Annotated in this window: 25 protein-coding genes and 1 pseudogene; 9 read left to right on the plus strand and 17 right to left on the minus strand. The window is 38.3% G+C overall.

Going from position 1 to position 25,575, the window contains the following annotated elements; translation table 11 throughout:
* Positions 1 to 18: 18 nt before the first annotated feature.
* The gene (locus M983_RS00740) at positions 19 to 306 is read right to left on the minus strand and encodes a YcgL domain-containing protein (protein ID WP_066745646.1); all 288 of its coding nucleotides are present in this window, start codon (positions 304 to 306) and stop codon (positions 19 to 21) included.
* Between the two features lie 133 nt (positions 307 to 439).
* Between M983_RS00740 and minC the strand changes: the two genes are divergently transcribed.
* The 3 genes from minC to minE are packed head-to-tail and all read left to right on the plus strand — an operon-like array spanning position 440 to position 2,270.
* Positions 440 to 1,159 carry a septum site-determining protein MinC gene (minC, locus tag M983_RS00745; protein ID WP_066745521.1) on the plus strand — a complete coding sequence of 240 codons (720 nt, stop codon included), beginning with the start codon at positions 440 to 442 and terminating at the stop codon, positions 1,157 to 1,159.
* Positions 1,160 to 1,181: 22 nt separating this feature from the next.
* Positions 1,182 to 1,994 carry a septum site-determining protein MinD gene (gene minD / locus M983_RS00750; RefSeq protein ID WP_066745524.1) on the plus strand — a complete coding sequence of 271 codons (813 nt, stop codon included), beginning with the start codon at positions 1,182 to 1,184 and terminating at the stop codon, positions 1,992 to 1,994.
* Positions 1,995 to 1,997: 3 nt separating this feature from the next.
* Positions 1,998 to 2,270, plus strand: coding sequence for a cell division topological specificity factor MinE (minE, locus tag M983_RS00755; RefSeq protein WP_066745527.1), 273 nt, complete (start codon positions 1,998 to 2,000; stop codon positions 2,268 to 2,270).
* Between the two features lie 319 nt (positions 2,271 to 2,589).
* On the opposite strand, the gene rnd is transcribed toward minE, so the two are convergent.
* The 5 genes from rnd to yoaA all read right to left on the minus strand — a co-directional run bounded on the left by rnd (position 2,590) and on the right by yoaA (position 9,216).
* A complete protein-coding gene (gene rnd / locus M983_RS00760; RefSeq protein WP_066745529.1) occupies positions 2,590 to 3,708 on the minus strand; it encodes a ribonuclease D in 1,119 nt (372 codons plus the stop codon).
* Positions 3,709 to 3,803: 95 nt separating this feature from the next.
* Positions 3,804 to 5,492 (minus strand): long-chain-fatty-acid--CoA ligase FadD, encoded by a 1,689-nt coding sequence (gene fadD / locus M983_RS00765; RefSeq protein WP_066745531.1) that lies wholly within the window; start codon positions 5,490 to 5,492, stop codon positions 3,804 to 3,806.
* Positions 5,493 to 5,788: 296 nt separating this feature from the next.
* Positions 5,789 to 6,382: a Slp family lipoprotein gene (locus M983_RS00770; protein WP_066745533.1), complete on the minus strand. Its 594-nt coding sequence runs from the start codon at positions 6,380 to 6,382 to the stop codon at positions 5,789 to 5,791.
* A 94-nt stretch (positions 6,383 to 6,476) separates the two neighbouring features.
* Positions 6,477 to 7,172, minus strand: coding sequence for a tRNA (adenosine(37)-N6)-threonylcarbamoyltransferase complex dimerization subunit type 1 TsaB (tsaB, locus tag M983_RS00775; RefSeq protein WP_245683986.1), 696 nt, complete (start codon positions 7,170 to 7,172; stop codon positions 6,477 to 6,479).
* Positions 7,173 to 7,272: 100 nt separating this feature from the next.
* Positions 7,273 to 9,216 (minus strand): DNA repair helicase YoaA, encoded by a 1,944-nt coding sequence (gene yoaA, locus M983_RS00780; RefSeq protein ID WP_083954515.1) that lies wholly within the window; start codon positions 9,214 to 9,216, stop codon positions 7,273 to 7,275.
* A gap of 83 nt (positions 9,217 to 9,299) precedes the next feature.
* Between yoaA and M983_RS00785 the strand changes: the two genes are divergently transcribed.
* A complete protein-coding gene (locus M983_RS00785; protein ID WP_066745540.1) occupies positions 9,300 to 9,644 on the plus strand; it encodes a RidA family protein in 345 nt (114 codons plus the stop codon).
* 106 nt (positions 9,645 to 9,750) lie between these two features.
* On the opposite strand, the gene mdtI is transcribed toward M983_RS00785, so the two are convergent.
* Both mdtI and mdtJ read right to left on the minus strand, forming a co-directional pair.
* A complete protein-coding gene (mdtI, locus tag M983_RS00790; RefSeq protein WP_066745543.1) occupies positions 9,751 to 10,083 on the minus strand; it encodes a multidrug/spermidine efflux SMR transporter subunit MdtI in 333 nt (110 codons plus the stop codon).
* A 1-nt stretch (position 10,084) separates the two neighbouring features.
* Positions 10,085 to 10,525 (minus strand): multidrug/spermidine efflux SMR transporter subunit MdtJ, encoded by a 441-nt coding sequence (gene mdtJ / locus M983_RS00795; RefSeq protein ID WP_066745545.1) that lies wholly within the window; start codon positions 10,523 to 10,525, stop codon positions 10,085 to 10,087.
* Between the two features lie 565 nt (positions 10,526 to 11,090).
* Between mdtJ and M983_RS17330 the strand changes: the two are divergent.
* Positions 11,091 to 12,432, plus strand: a pseudogene (locus M983_RS17330) (IS3 family transposase).
* A gap of 80 nt (positions 12,433 to 12,512) precedes the next feature.
* Here the strand turns inward: M983_RS17330 and zwf are convergent.
* Positions 12,513 to 13,988, minus strand: a complete 1,476-nt coding sequence (gene zwf / locus M983_RS00815; RefSeq protein WP_066745555.1) for a glucose-6-phosphate dehydrogenase — start codon at positions 13,986 to 13,988, stop codon at positions 12,513 to 12,515.
* A gap of 351 nt (positions 13,989 to 14,339) precedes the next feature.
* Between zwf and M983_RS00820 the strand changes: the two genes are divergently transcribed.
* Both M983_RS00820 and pyk read left to right on the plus strand, forming a co-directional pair.
* Complete coding sequence (locus tag M983_RS00820) at positions 14,340 to 15,191, plus strand: MurR/RpiR family transcriptional regulator (RefSeq protein WP_066745558.1); 852 nt, start codon at positions 14,340 to 14,342, stop codon at positions 15,189 to 15,191.
* A 218-nt stretch (positions 15,192 to 15,409) separates the two neighbouring features.
* Positions 15,410 to 16,852 (plus strand): pyruvate kinase, encoded by a 1,443-nt coding sequence (gene pyk / locus M983_RS00825; RefSeq protein WP_066745561.1) that lies wholly within the window; start codon positions 15,410 to 15,412, stop codon positions 16,850 to 16,852.
* Between the two features lie 58 nt (positions 16,853 to 16,910).
* On the opposite strand, the gene lpxM is transcribed toward pyk, so the two are convergent.
* The 3 genes from lpxM to znuA all read right to left on the minus strand — a co-directional run bounded on the left by lpxM (position 16,911) and on the right by znuA (position 20,275).
* Positions 16,911 to 17,885, minus strand: a complete 975-nt coding sequence (lpxM, locus tag M983_RS00830) for a lauroyl-Kdo(2)-lipid IV(A) myristoyltransferase (RefSeq protein WP_066745564.1) — start codon at positions 17,883 to 17,885, stop codon at positions 16,911 to 16,913.
* 104 nt (positions 17,886 to 17,989) lie between these two features.
* A complete protein-coding gene (gene mepM / locus M983_RS00835) occupies positions 17,990 to 19,318 on the minus strand; it encodes a murein DD-endopeptidase MepM (protein WP_066745567.1) in 1,329 nt (442 codons plus the stop codon).
* A 12-nt stretch (positions 19,319 to 19,330) separates the two neighbouring features.
* Positions 19,331 to 20,275, minus strand: a complete 945-nt coding sequence (gene znuA / locus M983_RS00840) for a zinc ABC transporter substrate-binding protein ZnuA (RefSeq protein ID WP_066745570.1) — start codon at positions 20,273 to 20,275, stop codon at positions 19,331 to 19,333.
* A gap of 74 nt (positions 20,276 to 20,349) precedes the next feature.
* Here znuA and znuC point away from each other — a divergent pair, with 74 nt between their 5' ends.
* Together znuC and znuB are read left to right on the plus strand one after the other, a co-directional pair.
* Positions 20,350 to 21,075, plus strand: coding sequence for a zinc ABC transporter ATP-binding protein ZnuC (gene znuC, locus M983_RS00845; protein ID WP_066745573.1), 726 nt, complete (start codon positions 20,350 to 20,352; stop codon positions 21,073 to 21,075).
* Positions 21,068 to 21,853, plus strand: a complete 786-nt coding sequence (znuB, locus tag M983_RS00850) for a zinc ABC transporter permease subunit ZnuB (RefSeq protein WP_066745576.1) — start codon at positions 21,068 to 21,070, stop codon at positions 21,851 to 21,853. The genes znuC and znuB overlap by 8 nt, the downstream gene beginning before the upstream one ends.
* Before the next feature lie 111 nt (positions 21,854 to 21,964).
* Here the strand turns inward: znuB and ruvB are convergent, their stop codons facing one another.
* The 5 genes from ruvB to nudB form a co-directional block, all read right to left on the minus strand.
* Entirely contained in the window at positions 21,965 to 22,975 is a 1,011-nt protein-coding gene (gene ruvB / locus M983_RS00855) for a Holliday junction branch migration DNA helicase RuvB (RefSeq protein WP_066745578.1), read from the minus strand.
* Between the two features lie 12 nt (positions 22,976 to 22,987).
* Positions 22,988 to 23,611 carry a Holliday junction branch migration protein RuvA gene (gene ruvA, locus M983_RS00860; RefSeq protein WP_066745580.1) on the minus strand — a complete coding sequence of 208 codons (624 nt, stop codon included), beginning with the start codon at positions 23,609 to 23,611 and terminating at the stop codon, positions 22,988 to 22,990.
* A 105-nt stretch (positions 23,612 to 23,716) separates the two neighbouring features.
* Positions 23,717 to 24,238 (minus strand): crossover junction endodeoxyribonuclease RuvC, encoded by a 522-nt coding sequence (gene ruvC, locus M983_RS00865; RefSeq protein WP_066745581.1) that lies wholly within the window; start codon positions 24,236 to 24,238, stop codon positions 23,717 to 23,719.
* Between the two features lie 110 nt (positions 24,239 to 24,348).
* Entirely contained in the window at positions 24,349 to 25,104 is a 756-nt protein-coding gene (locus M983_RS00870; protein ID WP_066745584.1) for a YebC/PmpR family DNA-binding transcriptional regulator, read from the minus strand.
* Positions 25,105 to 25,132: 28 nt separating this feature from the next.
* Entirely contained in the window at positions 25,133 to 25,567 is a 435-nt protein-coding gene (gene nudB / locus M983_RS00875) for a dihydroneopterin triphosphate diphosphatase (protein WP_066745586.1), read from the minus strand.
* Positions 25,568 to 25,575 lie beyond the last annotated feature (8 nt).

Consider the following 25,575-nt stretch of genomic DNA (forward strand, 5'->3'; position numbering starts at 1 on the left):
TCCTTTTATCTCGATGATTTATTCAGTTTTTTCTGATTTTTTTAATTCATCTAAATATGCATTTAGCATACTTTCCACTGGCGGTGGAACTTGTAGATAAAATCCTTGTTCATTCAAGGCCTGTTTCACTTTTTCAATGTCAGCATTCGCCAAACGCTCTCTCTGAGCGAGGGAGAGCGACATTGCAAATTGTGGTTCACCAAAACTTTGTAATAATTCCTCTGGAATTCGAGAGAAATCATCCTTTTTTTCGATGTATAAATAAGTTTGATCACGTTTAATACTACGGTAAATTGCACAAATCATTTTCATTAAACTCTAATAATTAAAATAAGCGACTTGCCTGAATATTTTAGTAAATATAACATGCTTATATACTTTCGTAATATCGTCTCTGGTTTTTTGTGCCAGATTATAAAAAATTTACTGAGTCAGATAGATGTCAAACACGCCCATTGAGTTAAAAGGCAGTAATTTTACCCTTTCGGTACTCCATTTAAATGATGGTGCACCTAAGGTCATTCGTCAGGCTATTTCAGAGAAAATTGCACAAGCGCCTCAATTTCTGAAAAATGCGCCTGTTGTTATCAATGTATCTGCAATTGCAGATCAAGATATTGATTTTAAAAAACTGAGGCGAATTGTAGAAGATGCTGGCTTACGTGTAGTGGGGATTAGCGGTAGTTCAGATGCTAAGCAAAAAGAAGCGATAATTGCCGCACAATTACCTATACTCAATGAAGGTAAAATAACCAAGCCAGCTACTTCGGCAAATAGTGCTCAGTCAGATAACGATACAACGAATAATGAAGCACCCGCAGTGGTGCGTCAAAATACTAAAATCATCCATACTCCTGTGCGTTCTGGTCAACGTATTTATGCGCAAAATAGCGATTTAATCGTGACAAGTAATGTGAGTGCAGGCGCTGAATTGATTGCAGATGGTAATGTACACGTTTACGGTATTTTACGTGGGCGAGTTCTTGCTGGTGCATCAGGTGATGTAGAAAGTCATATTTTTTGTACGCATTTATCTGCTGAACTTGTTTCAATTGCTGGCCAATATTGGCTAAGCGATCAAATTCCTACAGACTTTGTTGGTAAATCAGTCCAATTGAGTCTGCAAGAGAATGAATTAACAATCGAGAACTTAATTTAGAGCATCGACAAGGAATCACTCCATGGCACGCATTATTGTTGTTACGTCTGGTAAAGGTGGAGTTGGTAAAACAACTTCCAGCGCGGCCATTTCTACCGGCCTCGCTCAAAAAGGTAATAAAACGGTTGTTATCGACTTCGATATTGGGTTGCGTAATTTAGACCTTATCATGGGTTGTGAACGCAGAGTTGTTTATGATTTTGTGAATGTAATTCAAGGTGATGCATCTTTAAATCAAGCATTAATTAAAGATAAGCGTACAGAGAATCTTTATATCCTCCCTGCTTCTCAAACAAGAGACAAAGATGCATTGACACGCGATGGCGTTGAGCAAGTCTTAGATGAACTTGAAGAGATGGGTTTTGATTATATTATTTGTGATTCACCAGCAGGTATTGAGAGTGGTGCATTAATGGCTCTTTACTTTGCTGATGAAGCAATTATCACAACTAACCCTGAAGTTTCTTCTGTTCGTGACTCAGACCGTATTTTAGGTATTCTTGCCTCTAAGTCTCGTCGTGCAGAGCGTGGTGAATCACCCATTAAAGAACATCTATTGCTAACACGTTATAATCCTGGTCGTGTGAGCCGTGGTGATATGTTAAGTATGGAAGACGTACTTGAAATTTTATGTATCCCACTTTTAGGCGTTATTCCTGAAGATCAATCTGTTTTACGTTCATCTAACCAAGGTGAGCCTGTTATTTTAGATAGCGAATCAGATGCAGGTTGCGCTTATTTAGATACCGTTAATCGCCTATTAGGCGAAGAGCATCCATTCCGTTTTATTGAAGAAGAGAAAAAAGGCTTTCTGAAACGCCTTTTTGGGGGATAAAAGATGGCTTTATTAGACTTTTTCCTATCGCGCAAAAAATCGACAGCTAATATTGCTAAAGAACGTCTGCAAATTATTGTCGCTGAGCGTCGTCGTGGTGATACAGAACCCGCTTATTTACCTGATATGAAAAGAGATATCTTAGGTGTCATCTGTAAATATGTACAAATAGATCCTGAGATGCTTTCTGTTCAATTTGAACAAAAAGGCGATGATATCTCTGTATTAGAGCTGAATGTCACATTGCCAGAAAACGAAGAACCGACGAAATTATAATTTTATTGGTGCGATTATTAACAGAGCCAGCCATGAACTATAACTAATTTGATTGGCTCTGTAGTAATTATATACAAAATGAATAACCTTAAACGAGTAAATAGCAGTACTTAACATTGCCATCTATGTCGTTTGTTATAAATCTAGGTACAAATTATCGAATTTTATTGATTATTTTCTACTTGTTTTTATTCGCTAAAAATAGCTAGCAATAAATCATAATACCAAACCTATAAAGTAGGTCTTTTTTTTGTACAAAAAATTCATGAAATGAGGCTAAATGTTTTTATTTAGCCCCATTATTTGTGCAATACGATGATTAAGGATATTGCGCTAATATCTCTGTCAGGCGTGGTTCTAATATCGTTTTACGCCAGCGTGAAAATAGTTCAGGCTCACCTGTTTTAATTTTCCAATGAATACTAAGCAATTGGTTAATTTGACGTCTGGAGGCTAGTAATTCTGGATGATAGCGTTTATCTTCACTCACCTCTTTAATCACTGCTTTTATCTCTTTAAACGCCTTTTTATAGTTAGGCTTTTCGATTAAGTTACTTAATGGTTGAGGGCAGTCCTCTTCTTTTAACGCTTTAGCTTTTACAACAAAGTCTAATAAACGGCGACCATGGCAACGAATTTCTTGCCCTGAAAGTGATAATTCATTTAATTGACTTAATGATGTTGGCATATTACGAGCCACTGCCCATAGATGTTCTTCTCGTACAACGAAGTTCAATGCAAGATCTCGTGATTTAGCTTGGTCTAATCGCCATTGCGCTAACATTTGTAGACATGCTAGCTGTTGCCCTTTTAATTGCCATGCATTACTTATATCGCGATATGCAAGCTCAGGATCAGGCACCTCTTGACGACGATGCGCAATCATTTCACATTCATCAATAATCGCATCCATATACCCTGCTTCAATGGCTTCTTTTGTCAGTTTTTCGGCTAAAGGTAGCAAATAAAACACATCAGCACTTGCATATTGGCACTGTTTTTCTGTTAACGGTCTTGCTAACCAATCTGTTCTTGATTCACTTTTATCAAGTGAAACATTTTCATACGTTTCAACTAATGTCGCAAAACCACAAGAAATAGGATATCCCAAGAAAGCTGCCACAACTTGTGTATCAATAAGTGGCGTTGGTACACAACCGAATTGATGTGAAAATACTTCTAAATCTTCACTCCCTGCGTGAAGGTATTTCGTAATATTTTTATCGGTGATCAATTCAACAAATGGAGACCAATCTGTAATTGTAAGCGGATCAATAAGAGAGATTTGTTTACCATCATACATCTGAATAAGTCCCAAATGTGGGTAGTAAGTACGTATGCGAACAAATTCTGTATCTAACGCAATATAAGAAGACGCGGAGGCAGTTTTACATGCTGTGACTAATTCAGTATCTGTCGTAATCAATTGATAATTCAAAACAGGTTTCTCTTATTTTTATGTCTAATGACTTTTTGTAATGACAAAAACGCCGGTATAAACCGGCGAATTCGAAAAGGTTATTCAGTGTTGTATCAAGATCTCGTTGAGGTTTTCAACTCTTTTTCTTCATTTCTTAGTTCTCTGCGTAATATTTTACCAACATTCGATTTTGGTAACTCATCACGAAACTCTATAATTTTCGGTACTTTATAACCAGTTAGATAGCGACGGCAATGTGTTTTTAACTCATCTTCTGTTAAAGAAGGGTCTTTTTTAACAACAAATATTTTAACTGTTTCACCAGAATTTTTACTCGGTACACCAATCGCGGCAGACTCCAACACTTTAGGATGTGCAGTAACCACCTCCTCGACTTCATTTGGATAAACATTAAAGCCAGATACCAAAATCATATCTTTTTTGCGATCGATAATACGGATAAAGCCTTCATCGTCCATTTTGGCAATATCACCTGTTGCAACCCAACCATCGTGTAATACTTCAGCTGTGGCGTCAGGCCGTTCCCAGTAACCTTTCATAACTTGAGGACCACGAACCCACATTTCGCCACCCGTTGCGTAGTCAACTTCATTACCGTCATCATCCATAAACTTAATTTCAGTTGAAGGAACAGGTAATCCAATACTACCGCTGTATTTTTTCAGGTTATAAGGGTTACCCGTTACCAATGGAGAACATTCCGTTAAACCATAGCCTTCTAAAAGGTGTTTACCTGTCAACTCTTCCCATTCTTTCGCAACGCTACTTTGTACTGGCATGCCACCACCAACAGAAAGATTGAGTTTTGAGAAATCTAATTGACGAAATTCTGCATTTTGTAGCCATGCGTTAAATAAAGTATTTACACCAGTAATTGCCGTGACAGGGTAACGTGCTAGCTCTTTTACGGTTCCTTTAACATCTCGTGGATTCGTGATTAATAAGTTCCTACCGCCAATCTCAATAAAAAGTAGGCAGTTAACCGTAAGCGCAAAAACATGGTAAAGAGGCAGTGCTGTTACAACAAGTTCTTTGCCTATATTTAATGCTGGCACATAAGCCGCTTTAGCTTGCTCAAGATTTGCAAGCATATTGCGATGAGTTAGCATAGCACCTTTAGCAATACCTGTTGTTCCTCCTGTGTATTGCAAGAAAGCTAAATCATTTCCTGTTATATCGGGTTTAATGTATTGCATACGATAGCCAAAGTGCATCGCACGACGAAATGAAATAGCATCAGGTAAGTGATATTTTGGTACTAGCCGTTTAATATATTTCACAACAAAATCAACTAACGTTGCTTTTGGTCGAGATAATTGATCACCCATTCGAGTTAAAATTACGTGTTTAACATTGGTATTAAATACAATTTTTTCGAGTGTATGAGCGAAGTTTGAAACAATAACAATAGCACTAGCACCACTATCATTAAGTTGATGTTCAAGTTCTCTTGGCGTATATAGTGGATTTACATTCACAACAACCATACCTGCTCGCAATATACCAAAAAGAGCTATCGGATATTGCAATAAATTAGGCATCATTAAAGCAACACGATCACCTCTTTTTAAACCTAATCCATTTTGTAAATAAGCAGCAAAAGCACGACTACGCTCTTCAAGTTTTCGATAAGTCATGACCTCGCCCATATTGATAAAGGCGGGTTGATCTGCGTAATTTGCGACAGCGTTTTCAAGCATCTCAGCTAATGATGCAAAACGATCCGGGTTTATTTCTTCCGGAACATCTGCCGGGTAACGTTTTAGCCAGACTTTTTCCAATGTAGTACTCCTGATTAATCGCACTTCTTAGTTAATATTATGTTTTATTTTTAACAAAGTATTAACTCACCCTACCAGCACACACAATTTTCTGTTGTCAAGATGCGAAGTATGTCACTAAATATTTTATTTTTTTACGTTGATAAAAAAGAAGGCGGTCAAAGCCGCCTTCTTTTTTATTTGACTCTAATTACTATATTAGATAATCACCCAACATATTATTGATGACGATTATACACCGATTCTTTTGAAGAGAATTAAAATATTATCTCGCCAGCAACATTAAAATTTAGTATTTATTCTAAAACAGGTACAATTTGTCCTGCACCATAAGGGTATCCAGCATAACCATAGTGATAACCCCAGAAAGGTGAATCACCATAATAACCATAACCCCATGACATAACAGGTGCTGGCATAATCACTTGTTGTGATAATGTCCAACGTTTCATTCCAGTAACATCGAGTTCTAAGAATGGGTAAGTTGCTTCTCCAACTTTACCGTTTTCAACACCTTTAATTGTACCAACCACGGTTACGTAGTGGTTTTTATAATCAGAAGGATCTAAGAAATGCATAACATTTGCGTAAAGTCGTCCAACTGATGGCTGCTGTAATTCTGGTGCTGCATCATATTTAGAAAGAGGCATCACCGCAATTTCTAAGCGCGTTGATGTTGGTAAATTTTTAACATCGATAACACGTCCACCAAATCGCCCTTCTTGGCCTTGATAAAGCTCAGGTGCTGTTAAAACGATATTCATGTTAGTAACAGGTGTAGCTGAAGTGCCTTGAATTGACTCAGGGATAGAAACACAACCGGCTAGAAATAGCGCGCCAGATAAAAAGAGTGCTTTACTCACTAAACGATATTTTAATTGTTTTTTCATAAACCACCTCATCGCAAGCCATTATAGACGTTACTTTATAACTCTAAGTATAGCGTTAATATTTATATCAGAACAATTATCAGATGACAGCGTATTATTCTCTACCTGGCAATTTTTTCCACGTAACTTCATTACGTAAATAAACAGGCTCTGCGTCTTCAACTTTGCTTGTGTTGCCTTCATTCCAAGCCGTGATTGCTAGTGGTAACATATCTTGAGCAGCGGGTAGTGTGATTGATGTTTTAATCAATGTTAAAGGCAGCATCTCTTGTAATTCAGGATAAGCTTGCCAGCCGGTTCCTGCTATTGCCCACTCACCAGTAAGCGTCTTAATGCTTTCGATAAATTGTTCCGGCTTCATAACGGCTTCAGTATCTTCACCAAGCCAATTACCATTTTCATCACGTTGATATTGTGCACAATAGATTTCGCCCATACGCGCATCAATCGCAACAAGAACTTTTTTTATATCTGTTGTTCTGTAAACACCTTCAGCCATTGTCGCTAAAGACGAGATACCAATCATTGGTAATTCAGCACCTAATGCTAGCCCTTGAGCAATACCAACACCAATACGTACACCGGTAAAACTGCCAGGACCACGACCAAAAACCAGTGCATCAAGCGATTGCAAGGTTAAATTAGCCTCATCTAAGGCACTTTTTATCATCGGTAATATTTTTTGTGTATGTTCACGAGGTGATATTTCAAAACGTGAAGCAACAACGCCTTCATTCCAAACCGCAACTGAACAAGATTCTGTTGCAGTATCAATTGCTAACATTCGCAGTGACACGCCATAACTCCGGCAAATTCGATTATTTAGAGAGAAAGAATAATATCATAATAGTGCTAAACACCATAAACAGTCATCGTAATAATAATGAGGCCTATAAATCTGATATTTTCTGTGTTTCATTTTGTTTTGCGCGCTGACTCAAAAAATCAATTGTTTTTTCAAGTGAACGAGTACGTGGTGATGGCGGTAAACTGCTCAAAAATACTTCACCGTATGCCCTAGAAACAAGTCTATCGTCACACACAATAATAGCACCATAATCATGTACATCTCGTATTAACCGCCCTACACCTTGCTTTAGACTGATAACGGCATCAGGAATTTGTACATCCCGAAAAGCATCACCACCGCGTAATTGACAATCTTCTATACGCGCTCTTAGCAGTGGATCATCAGGTGCTGTAAAGGGTAATTTATCAATTATCACGCAAGATAATGTATCTCCTCTAACATCTACGCCTTCCCAAAAGCTTTGTGTAGCAACGAGTAATGCGTTTCCTGAAGACACAAATTTTTGCAGTAATTGCGTTTTGCCCATTTCGCCTTGTACTAAAACAGGAAGTGGCAATGTTACTTTAAATTCTTCAGCAAGGCCTCTCATCATTGAATGTGAAGTACAAAGGAAAAAACAGCGCCCTTGGTTCTTTAAAATAATAGGAGCAAGCATCGTTGCTAAACGTTTTGCAGTATAAGACTGATTAAGTGGCGGTAAATAGCGTGGTACACACAATATCGTTTGATGTTGATAATCAAAGGGGCTATTTAAAATAAGAGTTGTGGCATTTTCTAGCCCTAATCTATCTGTGTAGTAAGACATTTTTTCATCAACAGAGAGTGTCGCCGAGGTGAAAATCCAACTACTTTTATGCTCTTTGATAAGTTCACGAAATTTATCAGCAACAGAAAGTGGCGTAATTGCTAAAAGAAAATGACGACCATAACTTTCAAACCAATAACTGTAACCCGCAATTGTGGTATCAATAAGGCGTTTAAGACGACTTCGATACATTGTTGCACGTTCAAAAGCACTATCAAGTAATTGACTACGTCCTAAAGAAAGTTTCATAACGTCATAACTAAGTTCAAGTGCATCATCAAGTAGCGTTAAAAAGCGTTTTGTTTCTTTATTTTGTAATAACTCACGCAAATTGCCTCGATAACCGGTATCACCCAAAATTAAGCGAAAGTCCATGACCATTTGAGAAAGCCTATCTGCACTCTTTTGTAACTGCGCTTGATCACGTACTTCAGTGCGATAAGCCACTATCATATCTCTTGCTAAATCAAGTAATTGACGACTAGTCAGTTGTTGACCAAAATAGTGACTAGCAATATCAGGAATTTGATGTGCTTCATCAAAAATCATAATTTCAGCTTCTGGAATAAGCTCACCAAAACCTGTATCTTTCACTACCGTATCTGCCATAAAAAGATGATGATTAACAACGACGACATCAGCATCCATCGCTTTTTTACGCGCAATAAGGACATAACATTCTTTATAACGAGGGCAATCACTACCAAGACAATTATCGTTTGTGCTAGTCACTAAAGGCCATACACGACTATCCTCAGCAACGGAATGACAACGACTAATATCACCATCCTCAGTTTGTGTTGACCATTGGCGCACATGCATAACATCCGATAGTATTTCGGCTTCGAGAGCCCCCCCACTTAACATTTGCTGATCAAGCCTTTCCAGGCATAAATAGTTAGAGCGACCTTTCAATAAAGCGGTCACACCATCATAGTGTATTGCTTCTGTAATAGTGGGAAGATCACGGCTATAGAGTTGATCTTGTAACGCCTTAGAGCCTGTTGAAATAATCGTTTTCTTTCGTGAGCGCAGAGCAGGAACAAGATAAGCGTATGTTTTCCCTGTACCAGTGCCCGCTTCTGCAATAAGGACACTTTGCTCATTAATTGCTTGCGTAACTGATTTCGCCATTTGTCGTTGCGCTTCACGAGGATGAAATCCGGGAATAGTTCGGGTTAGAATCCCGTTTTCTGAAAAATCGTCTGACACAGGCATACTCTTTTTATAAAATAAGACGTAAATTATGCCAGTGGATAACGAAAAGCGCCACCCACACAAAGAAGACAAGAGGAATTTGCATGACAATTAAGCGAATCGACCCAGAAGATCGTTGGTCAGAAGCCGTTATTCATAATGATACCGTGTATTATACCAGTGTTCCTGAAAATTTATCAGGTGATATCATCGCACAAACAGCGGATGCATTGGCCGCGATTGATGTTCTGCTACAACGCGTTGGTTCTGATAAAACACGTATTCTTGATGCGACTCTTTTCTTAGCTGATAAGACTGATTTCATGGGTATGAACGAAGCTTGGGATGCATGGGTTGCCAAAGGGATTGCGCCTGTACGTTGTACTGTTCAAGCACAATTGATGAACCCAGATTATAAAGTAGAAATTAAAATTATAGCTGCTTTATAAGAGACTCAATTTAAAAAGGCTGAACTCCCATGAATTCAGCCTTCTTATTTTTTTGCTGTGATATTACTTTTTGTTTTTTATTGGTGACTCATTAAATTAATTAGATTTAAGCGAATTTAATCATTAACATACCGATTAGTAACAATATAATACCGCCCCATCCTTTATAATTAAGTCGCTGATTAAATAAAATCCAACCTGCGGCAATAGTTGCAATAATTCCGAATGCTCCCCAAAGTGCATAAGCCACTGAAAGCTCGATACCTTTTACTGCCATTGCCAAAGCGCTAAATGCACTTAATACACAAACAAGAGATAATATTCCTAGCCAAAACCGGCGAAAACCGTTAGACATTTTTAAGAAAATATTTGCAACGATTTCCAGTACTACAGCAAGCACAAGAAAAGCACCGTGCCACCATTCAAATTGCGCTAACATATTAAGCCTCCTTGGTATTTACAGGACTTGGCTTATTTGCTTCTTTTACAGCATTAGCGACATTTTTGGCTTTACCAGCAATGTTTTTTACTGAATCAGTCGTTTTCTTAACAACTGCTGATTTTTTAGTACCAGATTTAATTAGCGTGATACCAGCAATTAACATAACTAGACCACCTAATTTTAATGGTGAAAGTGACTCACCGAACCATACAACACTAAATGTTGTAATTAAAACAATACCAATGCCTTCCCAAAGTGCATATGCAACACCTAAGGCTACTTTTTTAACCGCTATGGCTAAAAAGATATAAGAGGCTGCGATCATAAGCCACATCACTATCATACCGGTGTACCCACCGCTGACGCTGGCATACTTCATTGATAAAGTGCCAATAACTTCACAAACAATCGCTAAAGCTAAAAATATCCAATAAATCATTTTTCATCTCTCATACACATTTGAAATACGCCGAAACGTTTCTTGCGCAGAAGATAGAGAACATGGAGATAGTCTTTCTGGCGGCAATAAAGCCGAACGTTAAGGCAACGTCATTTCCTGATTGCGTCAGGAATTAAGAAGAGAGATTTCTATAATGCGCCACACCAGTAGTGTTCGCTGGATAAAATAGCAGAAAGGAATAACTTATAGGTAGTACGTTTAACTTTGACGCTTTTGGCGCTAGTCATGATTATTTATTCTTTCATCGCACAGCCCATCCGCACGATATACTCCGAACCCTCATATAAGATGGTTAAATATAACAATATATTTCTATCATGCCGAATTACTTAAAGCAATCTATTTTCATAAAATTTTTTCGGTAATTAGTTGGTTTTATTTAACTTTTATTTTTCCTTGTGATTATTTTTGCATAGATAATCATTAGTTTTTGGAGATTACAGCTATTTTATTCACTAAAATAGCTGTAATTATGCTTAAAACTAAAAATCCAACTTATGAACTGCACCCCAAAAGTTGGACACCAACTTTGGGGTGTTTTTCTATGGCTAAATATTCTCTTGAATTTAAACTTAATGTTGTTAATTTCTATCTTAAAGGTAATGGGTTAAGAACAACCTCTCAATATTTTTCTATCGATAGTTCTTTAATTCGTCGCTGGTGTTCTGCTTATCGTCTACATGGCATTGAGGGAATTAAACCAAGAAAATCTAAAAATATTTATTCTCTCGAATTGAAAAAACATATTTTGCTTCACATGGAGAAGCATTTACTTTCTGCGAGAGAAACGGCTGCCCTTTTTAATATTCCAGCCTTTACAACCATACTGGAATGGAAAAATATTATGGATATTCATGGCATTAAAGCTCTAGCTCCCAAGAAAAAAGGAAGACCTACATTGACTAAAAAGAAAAAAGAGTTACTTAAGGATGACAAAGATAAATCAGTTAAAGAACTTTTAAAGGAACTCGAGTATTTACGTGCTGAGAATGCTTGCTTAAAAAAGTTACAAGAATTGCAGGAAATAAAACGACGGTAAAACAACGTGTTGCCGTCGTTAATCAACTAAAAATGACTTACCCTATTTTGGTTTTATTACGTGCGCTTTCTTTATCAAAAAGTACGTTTTATTATCATCAAAAAAATAGTAATAATTTAAAAGATAAATTATTAAAAGATAAAATAAAGGCCATTTATCATCAACATAAAGGCCGATATGGTTATCGAAGGATCACTGCTGTACTACGAAATGAAGTCGTTATTAACCATAAAAAGTACAACGGTTAATGCAGGCTCAAGGGCTAAAATCAATTGTAAGACCTAAAAAATATCGTTCTTATAAGGGTCAATTAGGTCGAATTGCTGATAATCATCTCAAAAGAGATTTTAATGCCAGTAAGCCCAATGAAAAATGGGTTACTGATGTCACCGAATTTAAGGTAAAAGGTGAAAAGCTTTATCTTTCGCCTATTCTTGACTTATTTAATCAAGAAATTGTTTCCTATCAAATAGCTAGACGTTCTCATTACAACATGATTGAACAGATGCTTACCCAAGCCTTTTCAAAATTGACTCAGGGAGGCGAGCTTATACTGCACTCAGATCAAGGATGGCAATACCAAATGAGCCGTTATCACAATAGCCTTAAGAAACAAGGCATTATTCAAAGTATGTCACGAAAAGGAAATTGTTTAGATAATGCAGTAATAGAGAATTTTTTTGATATATTAAAAACAGAATGTTTTTATACTAAACAATTTAGAGATGTAGAGGAATTAGAAGAAGAACTTCATGAATATATCAAGTATTACAATACTGAAAGGATCAAGATAAAATTAAAAGGACTGAGTCCAGTTCAATACCGAACTCAGTCTTTACCTAACTAATTTAAACTGTCCAATAAACTGGGGTCAGTTCATTACGCTGGATTTTTAGTTACATAACAAGACTAATAAAGAAATATTAATTACTCTATTTCATTCCAAGAACGGCCATCTCGAGTGATCATGGCCACTGATGACACTGGTCCCCAAGTGCCTGCTTGATATGGCTTAGGCAACTCATTATCGCATTCCCATGCATTAATAATTGAGTCGACCCATTTCCATGCTTCTTCAACTTCATCTCGACGCACAAATAACGCTTGAATACCTCTCATTGCTTCTAATAATAAGCGCTCATAAGCATCAGCTAAATGTGTCTGATTAAAGGTTTCTGAGAAGCTTAAATCAAGCTTAGTTGTTTGTAAGCGGTGTTTATGATCAAGACCTGGCGCTTTGTTCAATACTTCAATATCGATACCTTCATCAGGTTGTAAACGGATCGTTAATTTATTTTGTGGTAATTCTTGATACGTTTCACTAAAGATATTCAAAGCCGGTTTTTTAAAATAAACGACAACTTCAGAGCATTTACTTGGTAGACGTTTACCCGTTCTTAAATAGAAAGGTACACCAGCCCAACGCCAGTTATCAATATCAACGCGGATAGCGACAAATGTTTCCGTGTTGCTTGCTTTGTTTGCGCCCTCTTCTTCAAGGTAACCTGGCACTTTTTGCCCTTGAACAAAACCACTAGTGTATTGTCCACGAACTGTTTTTTCACGAACATTTGTATGATCAATACGGCGTAATGAGCGTAAGACTTTTACTTTCTCTTGGCGAATACTATCAGCCGTGAGATCAGCTGGTGGAGACATCGCAATCATGGTCAGAATTTGTAATAGATGATTTTGTACCATATCACGCATTTGACCCGCTTGATCAAAATAGCCCCAGCGGCCTTCTATACCAACTTCTTCTGCTACTGTGATTTGCACAGAATCGATTGTCTTATTGTCCCAGTTATTCACAAACAAAGAGTTTGCAAAACGTAGCGCTAATAAGTTTAAAACCGTTTCTTTACCTAAATAGTGGTCAATACGATAAATTTGGTTTTCTTTAAAATATTTCGCCACACTATCATTAATAGTGACAGAAGAAGCTAAATCTGTTCCTAATGGCTTTTCCATTACAACACGATTTGGCTCTTTATTGAGTTTTGCATGACCAAGACCTTTACACATTGCACTAAATGTACTTGGTGGCATTGCAAAATAGTAAATCGCAGGTATTTTATCTTGTTTGAGATGTTTTGATAACTCAATGAAATGGTCTGTTTCATTGACGTCTAGATTACAAAAATCTAAGCGATCACTTAAACGTTGCCAAACTTCAGGATTGATATCTTCTTTTAAGAAAGTTTCTAGTGCTTCATGGGCGACTTTTTTATAAGCGTCTTTATCCCAATCTGCACGACCTACACCAATAATACGTGAATCAGTGTGAATATATCCTGCTTTTTCCAATTGATAAAGTGATGGAATTAGCTTACGACGGGCAAGATCCCCTTTCGTACCGAAGATAACCAGATCACAGGCCTGTGCAGTCGATATCGCTGCCATAGTACGTCTCCTCATGATGAGATTTTGTAATTTTGTTACAGAAATTATGTATTAATGTACTCTTTTGAATGTAGCCAGTAAATACGCTTACACTTTTTTGTTCATAACTTAGCACACATAGGATATCCCTTCATTTTATATCTTGTTTTTTATACATTTTTGTAAATTTATAACCATTTTGTTACTCGTTTTCAGTAATGAAATTAGACACACGTCATACTTTAATGAAAAAAGAGGAAATTCTAGATTGTTATCACTGCAAGCCTTGCTCTAGCCGTAGTATATTTTCATATAACTGTTATAGATTTCTCCTTTTATTGAAATTGGCAAAGCCTAGGATCTGTATATTTAATGAATATATTGGAAAGAGTTCAGTCTAGTCTGGACATCTTGAGTAAATCGGAAAAAAAAGTGGCTCAGGTCGTTTTAACTGCGCCTCAAACTGTTATTCATTCTAGTATTGCCTTGATTGCAAAAACGGCAGATGTCAGCGAACCTACTGTTAATCGTTTTTGTCGACGAATGGCAACCAAAGGCTTTCCTGATTTTAAGTTACAGTTAGCGCAAAGTATTGTAAACGGGACACCTTATGTAAATCGTAATATTGATGATTCTGATACCGTTTCAGCTTATACCAATAAAATTTTTGAATCAGCAATGGCTGGGTTAGAGAATGTAAAAAATAATATTGATATTGCGGCACTCAATCGCGCTGTTGATATTCTTACCCAAGCCAGAAAGATTTCATTCTTTGGATTAGGTGCATCTGCTGCTGTGGCCCATGATGCTATGAATAAATTTTCACGCTTTAATATTCCTATCACTTATTTTGATGATGTAGTGATGCAACGGATGAGTTGTATTAATAGTACAGATGGTGATGTTGTTGTTTTTATATCGCATACAGGTCGCACAAAAAACTTAGTCGAAATTGCTAAGATAGCGCGTGAAAATGATGCTGCTGTAATAGCGATTACCACATCAGATTCTCCTTTAGCCAATGAAGCTACCCTACCTATTCTGCTTGATGTGCCGGAAGATACTGATATTTATATGCCTATGGTATCTCGCCTTGCACAATTAACGGTCATTGACGTTCTCGCAACAGGATTTATTTTACGCAGGGGTCCTAAATTCAGAGATAACTTGAAGCGAGTCAAAGAAGCTTTGCGTAATTCGCGGTTTGATAAGCCACCATTTTAATTATTCTGTTAGAAATGTCACATTTACTATCGTGTCGCTGACTAGATAACTTTTTGAAAAATGGTAGCATAACTGCGAGCTAACTCTCGTATATGATGAAAACAAACGAGTATGTTACAATAAGCTTGAAGCGTTTCACTTAACATATTGGATAAAACTCTTTATCTCTTCTTTGTCCAATAGCCAACACCTTTCGTTCAAGGTCAACGGAGTACTACATGTCCAGACGGCTCAGAAGAACAAAAATTGTTACTACCTTAGGTCCAGCAACAGATCGTGATAATAACTTAGAAAAAATCATTACCGCAGGTGCGAATGTTGTTCGATTAAATTTCTCTCATGGTTGTGCAGAAGATCATATTGCACGAGCTAATCGTACTCGCGAAATAGCGGCAAGATTAGGTCGCCATGTTGCTATTCTCGGTGATCTGCAAGGTCCTAAAATTCGTGTTTCTACCTTTAAAGATGGAAAAGTATTTCTAAATGTAGGTGATAAATTCCTTCTTGATGCAAATTTAGAAAGCGGTGAAGGCAATCAAACACAAGTAGGTATTGATTATAAAGGTTTACCTGCTGATGTTGTTCCTGGTGATATTTTATTACTTGACGATGGCCGTGTTCAGCTAAAAGTTGAAAAAGTAGACGGCTTAAAAGTTTTTACAACGGTTACAGTTGGAGGTCCTCTTTCTAATAATAAAGGGATCAACAAACTTGGCGGTGGTCTTTCTGCTGATGCACTTACTGAAAAAGACAAACAAGATATTCTAACTGCTGCCAAAATTGGGGTAGATTTCCTTGCTGTTTCTTTCCCAAGAACAGGTGAGGATCTCAATTATGCACGTCGTTTAGCTCGTGATGCTGGCTGTGAATGTCAGATCGTTTCTAAAGTAGAACGAGCAGAAGCTGTTGCTAATGATGAAATTATTGATGAAATCATTCTTGCGTCTGATGTTGTTATGGTTGCACGTGGTGATTTAGGCGTCGAAATTGGTGATCCTGAATTAGTCGGTGTACAGAAAAAATTAATTCGTCGTGCCCGTCAGCTAAATCGTGTCGTCATTACTGCGACTCAAATGATGGAATCAATGATTACCAATCCAATGCCAACTCGCGCTGAAGTAATGGATGTGGCTAATGCTGTTTTAGATGGTACTGATGCCGTAATGCTTTCAGCTGAAACTGCAGCAGGGCAATATCCTGCAGAAACTGTAGAAGCAATGGCTAAAGTATGTTTAGGCGCTGAAAAGATGCCGGCTGCTAATGTGTCTAAACATCGTTTAGATATGATGTTTGATACGCCAGAAGAAGCGATTGCGATGTCAACAATGTATGCCGCAAACCATATGAATGGGGTTAATGCCATCATCGCAATGACAGAGTCAGGTAGAACAGCGAGAATGATGTCACGCATCAGTACAGGCTTACCTATTTTTGCGATGTCTCGCCATGAAAAAACACTTAATCAGACAGCTCTTTACCGTGGTGTTACCCCAGTTTTCTGTAGTACCCATACTGATGGAATAGCCGCTGCAAATGAAGCTATCACACGCCTACGTGATAAAGGCTTCTTGGTCTCTGGCGATATTGTGTTAGTTACTCAAGGTGATCTGATGGGAACGATTGGTAGTACAAATACTTGCCGTATTCTTGAAGTAGAATAATATTTTACTGTCGTTTTTATTAAAAACGGGCATTTTATTTAATGCCCGTTTTCTTTCTTTAATCTAATTTATTTTCACGAGAATAAGGTTCTATTTCCCCTTCTTTACGTGTTTTAAGTAGTTTTAAAATCCATGTATATTGTTCTGGCGTAGGTAAAACTAAGGCTTCTAACTCTTCATTCATTCTACGTGCTATATATGCATCATCTTTACCCTCAATATCATCCATTGGTTCACGAATAATAATTGTAAGCTGATGAGTTTTGTGACAATACACAGGAAAAAGAGGTACTATCGCAGCCCGACACACCTTCATTAAACGACCGATAGCAGGTAATGTTGCTTTGTAAGTACCAAAAAAATCAACAAATTGGCTATGTTCGGCACCGTGATCTTGGTCTGGCAAATAATAGCCCCAAAATCCTTGGCGTACTGTTGATATAAATGGCTTAATTCCCGCTTCACGTGAGTGCAATCGGCCACCAAAATGATAGCGTGCTTTATTCCACAGATAATCGGCTACAGGATCTTTTTGATGGTGAAACATAGCCGCCATTTTTTGCCCTTTTGCCGCAAATAGCATCGCAGGAACATCAACAGCCCAACCATGAGGTACCATAAAAATAACGTTACGCTCTTGCGCTTTTAAACGCTCTATAATCTCTATACCTTGCCATGATGTACGGGCTAATGTACGCTCAGCACCGCGTAAACATAATTCTGCTAACATAACAAAAGACTGTGGTGCTGTTTCAAACATTTTATCTAATACGTCATCACGTTGAGATTTATCCCACTGTGGAAAGCAATAACGTAAATTGATATCAGCACGACGTCTTGCACTTTTTGCCTTGCGCCCAACAAAACGACCAATAGAAGCAAGAAGAGGATCACGCCACTTTATAGGCATATACGCTAATGCGCTTAATACACCAGCACCAAGCCAAGTTCCCCAATGTTTTGGATGTAAATAAGCACGGTGAAAAGTAGGAACATACCCTGCTTTGCTATCCGTATCTTTTTCTTTGTTCATCAGATAACTCTCTGAAATGAAACCTTAAATAGGCGTAAAATCGATAAAGTAAAAGCGGATGATAGCAATCATCCGCTTTTATGTCTTCACATTCGTATCAATGGTTAATCATTGAACGTTAATTGAGGCATGACTTCTTTAACTTTGGTTAGATATTGAAGCTTATCTTTACCTGTTAAGCCATCAGCTCTAGGCAATTTTGCCGTTAATGGATTTACGGCCTGTTGGTTTATCCATAACTCATAGTGTAAATGAGGTCCAGTAGAACGCCCTGTATTACCTGATAAAGCAATACGGTCACCACGTTTAACACGTTGCCCTGGTTTTACTAGAAGTTGGCGTAAATGCATATAGCGCGTTGTGTACTGACTACCATGACGAATAGCAACAAAGTTACCCGCAGCCCCGCTATATTTTGCCACAATAACTTCACCATCACCTGTGGCTAACACAGGAGTACCAACTGGCATCGCAAAATCGACGCCTTTATGAGGAGAAATACGACCTGTAACAGGATTTACTCGGCGAGGATTAAACTGCGATGAAACTCTAAATTGTTTTGCAGTCGGGAAACGCATAAATCCGCGTTCTAACCCACCTGCTTTGCTATCATAATAACGGCCATCTTCAGCAAGAAATGCGTAATAATCCTTGCCGGCACTACGTAAGCGAACACCAATTAATTCGCTTTGCTCTGTACGACCATCTAAGACTTCTCGTGAGAAAAGAGCTGAAAATTTATCACCACTTTGTAATTTTTTAAAATCAATTTGCCATTGTAACGCTTTTGTCACGGCACGAGCTTCTGCACTGGTAAGTCCTGCATTAGTAGCACTATTCGAAAAACTACCGCGAATAACGCCTGAGGTAACACTATTTTTCAATTCGCCTTTTTGAAACTCTTTAGATTCTGTAAATCCAGTTTCTGTACGGGTATAAACTCGTGTTTCACGACGAGAAACACCCCAGCTTAATTCTTGCAATAAACCATCATCATCCAATTTCCAACTAATAGGTTGACCTATTTTTAGATTTCTGAGATCTTTATTTTGATTTGCAATAGTTGCAATATCGGAAGAATCGATACCAAATTGGGTTAAAATTGAACTTAGAGAATCACCACTAGATACAATATAAGTATGAGGTACTTGAGCTACGGCAGTACTACTATCTGAGCCATCATCAGCACCTGCAATACCTTCATCAGTGAGTTGTTCACTACTGTCTGCAAAAATATCATCCGTATTTTCAGCAATATTTGCTTGGGGTGCTTGAATAGTGACGGGGATATCTCGACTATGTTCCGTTTTGAGCAACATAGGCCGCCATATTGCGACGGCCAGTGTTGCTGCAGTTAACGAACCAAGCATTATCTTATGTGGTAATGGTAAACTTAAATATACCTGTGCAAGGGATCTCGTCTTCTGCTGCACGTTCTTAATTCCTTATTGAGTTTCATTCAGGCAGCTCTTGTATTGGTTTGCGAGTTGGGTAAGAAATTTCATATAACTATCTGGAGTTAACGCAATTCCACTACCTAGGGGATCTAACACGCCGATTTTAACCCCTGTACCCTTCGCCACTGTTTCTATCACTGTCGGCCTAAATTGTGGCTCAGCAAAAATACATGTGACTTTTTGCTCAACCAACTGTGTTCGTATTTGATGTAATTTCTGTGCACCAGGTTGTATTTCAGGATTAATCGTAAAATGACCTAATGATTTTAAATTATAATGTTTTTCGAAGTAACCATAAGCATCATGAAATACAAAATAACCCTTGTCTTCAACGGGCGACAGAATATTAGCAAGATTTTTATCAGTTTGCTTGAGTTGTTCGCTGAATTTACCAAGGTTTACGTCCAGCTGTTCTTTTTTATCTGGATAAAGAGTCACTAACCTATCGTGGATCTGTTTTGCAGACGACAACGCAATTTCTGGCGATAACCAGATGTGCATATTATAGTCACCATGAGAATGATGTTCGTGACTTTCCTCATGTTTATGCTCATCATCATGGTTTTCTTTCAATAAAAGCGATTTTATATCACTCGTTTGTGCCAAAGCTAGCGTATTCTTACTATTTAGGCGACTTAACGGCTTATCTAAAAACACTTCCATATCAGGACCAACCCATACAACGAGATCAGCAGACTTCATTTTTCTTAAATCAGAAGGTTTAAGTGAGTAATCATGTGGTGAAGCACCATCAGGCAATAAAATAGTTGTCGGTGTTACTCCATCAGCAATTGCGGCTGCAATAAAACCAACAGGTCGCACAGAAGCAAGCACATCAGCGTGAACGCTTGAACTGAATGTTCCTATCATGACGGTAGCAAAAAGGGATTTCCATAAAAAACGGTGCGCAAATTTTTTGTTTTTAGGTAACATAGCTAAAATTCTCGTGATTCATCGTTGGAAATGTTATATTATAACGTTTCAATAATTCTGCAAGTGCTAATTTTATGTCTAACTTGGTTCGTTTAAAATCAGTATGTGTTTCATTTGGCGAAAGAGAAATTTTAAAAGATATCTCTTTTGATTTAAAAGCTGGTCATATTCTTACCCTTCTAGGGCCTAATGGAGCAGGTAAATCAACAGTTATCCGCTTAGTTCTTGGGTTGTTAAAACCCACTTCAGGTGAAGTTGAACGCCAAAAATCGTTACGTATTGGATATGTACCACAAAAGCTATATCTTGATCCAACCATGCCATTAACCGTCAAACGCTTTATGACACTAAAGCCAGGTGTACATGATAAAGATATTTTACCTGCGTTAGCGCGTGTTGATGCGACTCATTTAATCAATCAACCCATGCAAAAATTATCAGGTGGTGAATCGCAACGCGTATTATTAGCAAGAGCATTGCTTAATGAGCCGCAGCTTTTAGTGCTTGATGAACCAACACAAGGTGTTGATGTTAATGGTCAGTTAGCGCTTTACGATCTGATTAATCAACTCCGTCATGAGTTGAACTGTGCCATCTTAATGGTTTCTCATGACTTACATCTAGTTATGGCAAAAACAGACGAAGTACTCTGCCTAAATGGGCATATTTGTTGTTCTGGTACGCCTGATGTAGTGTCTTCTCATCCCGAATTTATCGCCATGTTTGGTAGCCGAGGTGCTGAACAATTAGGAATTTATCGTCACCATCATCAGCACAACAAGGAGTGTCAACATGATTGAGTTGCTATTACCAGGCTGGATTGCTGGTATTCTGTTAGCAATGGCAGCAGGCCCTTTAGGTTCTTTTGTTGTTTGGCGACGTATGTCTTACTTTGGTGATACGTTGGCTCATGCTTCATTACTCGGTGTTGCATTCGGCCTATTATTCAATATTGAGCCCTTTTATGCGGTAATTATTGTCACTTTATTACTCGCATTATTATTAGTATGGTTAGAGCTTAAACCACAGCTGTCTGTTGATACCTTATTAGGCATTTTGGCGCATAGTGCATTATCTCTTGGTCTCGTGGTTGTCAGCTTAATGGCTAATGTGCGTGTTGATTTAATGGCATATTTATTTGGTGATTTATTATCTGTAAATTATCAAGATATTTTTAGCATCTTTATTGGTGTCATTATTGTTCTACTTGTCATGATACGCTCTTGGCGCCCTTTGCTTTCTATGACTATCAGTCAAGATATGGCATTTGTTGATGGTGTTAATATACAACGTGAACGATTAAAATTAATGATGGTCACTGCTTTAACTATTGGTTTAGCAATGAAGTTCGTTGGTGCACTGATTATTACTTCATTATTGATTATTCCAGCAGCAACCGCACGACGTTTTGCACGCTCACCAGAACAAATGGCAATAATTGCGGTCATCGTTGGCATATTATCTATCACTGGCGGATTAGCCTTTTCTGCATTCTACGACACACCCGCAGGTCCTTCTGTCGTTTTAGCCGCTAGCTGTTTCTTTATTTTAAGCTTGCTTGTGCCCGCTAAGCAGTAATCTTAAGGCAATGATAAAAAATAACCCCTGATAGCCAATTTAGTTATCAGGGGTTTTTATTTGGTTTATTATTAACTCAGCGTTTTTAACGTCATTTAATTAATAATTAAATTAAGGCTCTTCGGCAATACGATTAAAGTGAAGATAAGCATGATTGGTTGCCATACGACCGCGAGGTGTTCGCTGAATAAACCCTTGCTGAATTAGATATGGTTCTAGAACATCTTCTATCGTTTCTCGTTCTTCCCCAATAGCAGCCGCGAGATTATCAAGCCCAACAGGACCGCCCATAAATTTGTCAATGATAGCAAGGAGAAGTTTACGGTCTAGATAATCAAATCCAGCCGCATCTACATTAAGCATATCAAGCGCTTTAGCTGCGGTATCTTCATTAATCGCGCCATCGCCCTTAACTTGTGCAAAGTCTCTTACTCGACGCAGTAATCGATTTGTGATACGTGGTGTACCACGAGAACGCATTGCAATTTGGCGAGCACCCTCATCAGTGATTTCAAGCCCCATAAAATTCGCACTACGAGAAACAATATGTTGCAAATCATCTACATTATAGAACTCAAGGCGTTGAACAATTCCAAATCTATCACGTAATGGTGACGTTAATGAACCCGCTCTTGTTGTTGCACCAACGAGAGTAAAAGGAGGAAGGTCGATTTTAATTGAGCGAGCAGCAGGGCCTTCACCAATCATAATATCGAGCTGATAATCTTCCATTGCAGGATAAAGAATTTCTTCTACTACAGGAGAAAGACGGTGAATTTCATCGATAAATAATACATCATGAGGCTCTAAATTAGTGAGCATTGCAGCTAAATCACCGGCTTTTTCTAATACAGGTCCTGAGGTTGTACGTAAATTAACACCCATTTCATTAGCAATGATATTTGCCAATGTTGTTTTACCTAAACCAGGAGGACCAAAGATAAGTAGATGGTCTAGTGCATCTTGACGCAATTTTGCCGCCTGAATAAAAATCTCCATTTGCTCGCGAACTTGTGGCTGCCCCACATATTCAGCAAGGGATTTAGGGCGAATTGCCCTGTCAATGATTTCTTCTTCCGGTTGCTGGACATCTGCTGAAATCAGGCGATCTGCTTCAATCACAATGTATTACTCCTAAATAGCCGCTCGCAATGCTTCTTTAATCAACGTTTCGCTATCAGCACCTGGTGTTGCTACTCGGCTAATCATCTTAGCGGCCTCTTGTGGTTTATATCCTAAAGCAATTAAAGCAGCTGAAGCCTCTGCTTCAATATCAGCACTTGTTGGCGCTTTTGGTGATGAACTTGCAGGAAGTTCAATATCACTTGAATTTTCAAATAAGTCGCCATTTAAGCCTTTAAAGCGATCTTTCATTTCAACCACTAAACGCTCTGCCGTTTTCTTACCTACACCAGGTAATTTAACGAGAGATGAAATCGATTCATTTTCAATTGCCGTAACAAACTGACGTGCAGACATACCTGATAATATCGCTAACGCTAATTTAGGACCAACGCCATTAACTTTAATGAGTTCGCGAAAAAGTGCACGCTCTTGTTTTTGGTTAAATCCATAAAGTAATTGTGCATCTTCACGTACAATAAATTGCGTATAGATAATGGCTTCTTGACCAATATCAGGCAACTCATAAAAACAGGTCATTGGCATATTAATCTCATAACCAACACCATTGCCCGCTTCAATCAGCACCACTGGTGGCTGTTTTTCAAGAATAATTCCTCTAATACGACCTATCACCTTATACGCCTCCGCAAAATATAGTTACGCAAAGTTTATAACATAAAAAAGGCTGGACGTATATCCAGCCTGTTAAAATCGAGTGATATTGCACAAGATAATCACTTATCTTAAACGCCCTCTTGTGAGGACTAAGCGAGGATCACCCACTCGCAATAGATTTTGGTTAAAATGACAATGCGTAATAGCAATCGCCAGTGCATCAGCGGCATCCGCTTGTGGTGCAGCTGATAACTTTAAAATTGAACGAACCATATGTTGTACTTGGCTTTTTTCTGCTGCACCTGTACCTACAACAGTTTGTTTTACTTGACGTGCTGCATATTCAAAGACAGGTAAATCATTGTTCACCGCTGATAAAATAGCAACGCCTCTTGCTTGCCCCAGCTTTAATGCAGAATCTGCATTTTTGGCCATAAACACCTGTTCTATAGCAAAAATATCCGGTGAGAATTGAGTAATAATTTCACTCACACCCGCATAAATACGTTTTAATCGATTAGGGAGATCAGGAACTTGAGTGCGAATGCAGCCACTTCCTAAATAGATAAGCTGTCGCCCTTGTTGGCGAATAACACCATACCCTGTAACTCGTGAACCAGGATCGATACCTAAAATGATAGCCATAACGTTTCCTATGGCAAATAAGATAATGGCGAGAGAAAGAGCGCTATGCTCTTCTCTTCGCTTTTAATAACGGCATAAAACGCAGTTATTAGCCATGGTTATATGGCTGATTACAGAATATCTTCTAACTGTTTTGCAACTTCATCAGAAATATCACCGTTGTGATACACTTCTTGAACATCATCACTATCTTCTAACATATCGATAAGACGTAATAATTTAGGTGCAGTATCGATATCCAGTTCTGCTTTTGTTGATGGGATCATCGAAACTTCAGCTGATTCAGCAACAAAACCAGCTGCATCCATTGCATCTTTCACTTCACCAAAAGATTCTGGTGTTGTGTAAACATCAATAGCGCCATCATCATAAGTTTCTACGTCATCAGCACCTGCTTCAAGTGCTGCTTCCATTATTGCGTCTTCATCAGCACCTGGCGCATAAGAGATAACGCCTTTTTTTGTGAAGAGATAAGATACAGATCCATCAGTACCTAAATTACCACCTGTTTTAGTGAATGCATGACGAACATCAGAAACAGTACGATTACGGTTATCACTTAGACATTCAACCATAACAGCTGTACCTGCGGGGCCATAACCTTCATAGATGATAGTTTCCATATTATCATTTTCATCATTACCCGCACCGCGTGCAATAGCACGATTTAAGGTATCACGAGTCATGTTGTTTGATAACGCTTTATCAACTGCCGCACGTAAACGTGGGTTAGTTGCAGGATCACCGCCGCCTAAACGTGCTGCTGTAACTAACTCACGAATAATTTTAGTGAAAATTTTACCGCGTTTTGCATCTTGCGCTGCTTTACGGTGTTTAGTATTGGCCCATTTACTATGACCTGCCATGAAAATATCTCCAAACGTGGTCTAATAATTAAATAACAAATTCTTCAATCGCTTGCTGATTACTGGCTGACTTGGTTAATTTTGCCGCCAGTGGCATATCTAGCCATTGGTATTGCGAGTGTTCAGTCAGTTCGATTTCCCGTTCAGAGGGAAGTGCTAACACAAACCAATGCTCCTGGCAATGCGTTACTTGAGGTGCATAACGATGTCGGAAATGAGCGAAAATCTCAAACATAATTGAGTGATGGCAATCCACCAGCTCAAGATTTTCTTTTATGATATCAATTCCAACCTCTTCCTGCACTTCTCGTAATGCAGCTTGAAACGGTGTTTCACCATCTTCTAAACTGCCAGTAACTGATTGCCAGAAATCAGGATCATCTTGACGCTTTAGCATAAGCACCCGTTTTGTTTCTTTGGCATAAATAACAACTAAGACGGTGATCGGGTGCTTATATTTCATCATAAACT

Source organism: Proteus myxofaciens ATCC 19692 (genome assembly GCF_001654855.1).
GTDB classification, from domain to species: domain Bacteria; phylum Pseudomonadota; class Gammaproteobacteria; order Enterobacterales; family Enterobacteriaceae; genus Proteus; species Proteus myxofaciens.

Coding starts and splice junctions, on each gene's coding strand:
- mdtI (WP_066745543.1), bottom strand. CDS start 10,083: ATGTTAGCGCAATTTGAATGGTGGCACGGTGCTTTTCTTGTGCTTGCT.
- M983_RS00870 (WP_066745584.1), bottom strand. CDS start 25,104: ATGGCAGGTCATAGTAAATGGGCCAATACTAAACACCGTAAAGCAGCG.
- M983_RS00740 (WP_066745646.1), bottom strand. CDS start 306: ATGATTTGTGCAATTTACCGTAGTATTAAACGTGATCAAACTTATTTA.
- znuC (WP_066745573.1), top strand. CDS start 20,350: ATGTCTAACTTGGTTCGTTTAAAATCAGTATGTGTTTCATTTGGCGAA.
- M983_RS00785 (WP_066745540.1), top strand. CDS start 9,300: ATGACAATTAAGCGAATCGACCCAGAAGATCGTTGGTCAGAAGCCGTT.
- znuA (WP_066745570.1), bottom strand. CDS start 20,275: ATGTTACCTAAAAACAAAAAATTTGCGCACCGTTTTTTATGGAAATCC.
- znuB (WP_066745576.1), top strand. CDS start 21,068: ATGATTGAGTTGCTATTACCAGGCTGGATTGCTGGTATTCTGTTAGCA.
- zwf (WP_066745555.1), bottom strand. CDS start 13,988: ATGGCAGCGATATCGACTGCACAGGCCTGTGATCTGGTTATCTTCGGT.
- minD (WP_066745524.1), top strand. CDS start 1,182: ATGGCACGCATTATTGTTGTTACGTCTGGTAAAGGTGGAGTTGGTAAA.
- yoaA (WP_083954515.1), bottom strand. CDS start 9,216: ATGCCTGTGTCAGACGATTTTTCAGAAAACGGGATTCTAACCCGAACT.
- minE (WP_066745527.1), top strand. CDS start 1,998: ATGGCTTTATTAGACTTTTTCCTATCGCGCAAAAAATCGACAGCTAAT.
- mdtJ (WP_066745545.1), bottom strand. CDS start 10,525: ATGATTTATTGGATATTTTTAGCTTTAGCGATTGTTTGTGAAGTTATT.
- pyk (WP_066745561.1), top strand. CDS start 15,410: ATGTCCAGACGGCTCAGAAGAACAAAAATTGTTACTACCTTAGGTCCA.
- nudB (WP_066745586.1), bottom strand. CDS start 25,567: ATGAAATATAAGCACCCGATCACCGTCTTAGTTGTTATTTATGCCAAA.
- minC (WP_066745521.1), top strand. CDS start 440: ATGTCAAACACGCCCATTGAGTTAAAAGGCAGTAATTTTACCCTTTCG.
- M983_RS00770 (WP_066745533.1), bottom strand. CDS start 6,382: ATGAAAAAACAATTAAAATATCGTTTAGTGAGTAAAGCACTCTTTTTA.
- M983_RS00820 (WP_066745558.1), top strand. CDS start 14,340: ATGAATATATTGGAAAGAGTTCAGTCTAGTCTGGACATCTTGAGTAAA.
- ruvC (WP_066745581.1), bottom strand. CDS start 24,238: ATGGCTATCATTTTAGGTATCGATCCTGGTTCACGAGTTACAGGGTAT.
- lpxM (WP_066745564.1), bottom strand. CDS start 17,885: ATGAACAAAGAAAAAGATACGGATAGCAAAGCAGGGTATGTTCCTACT.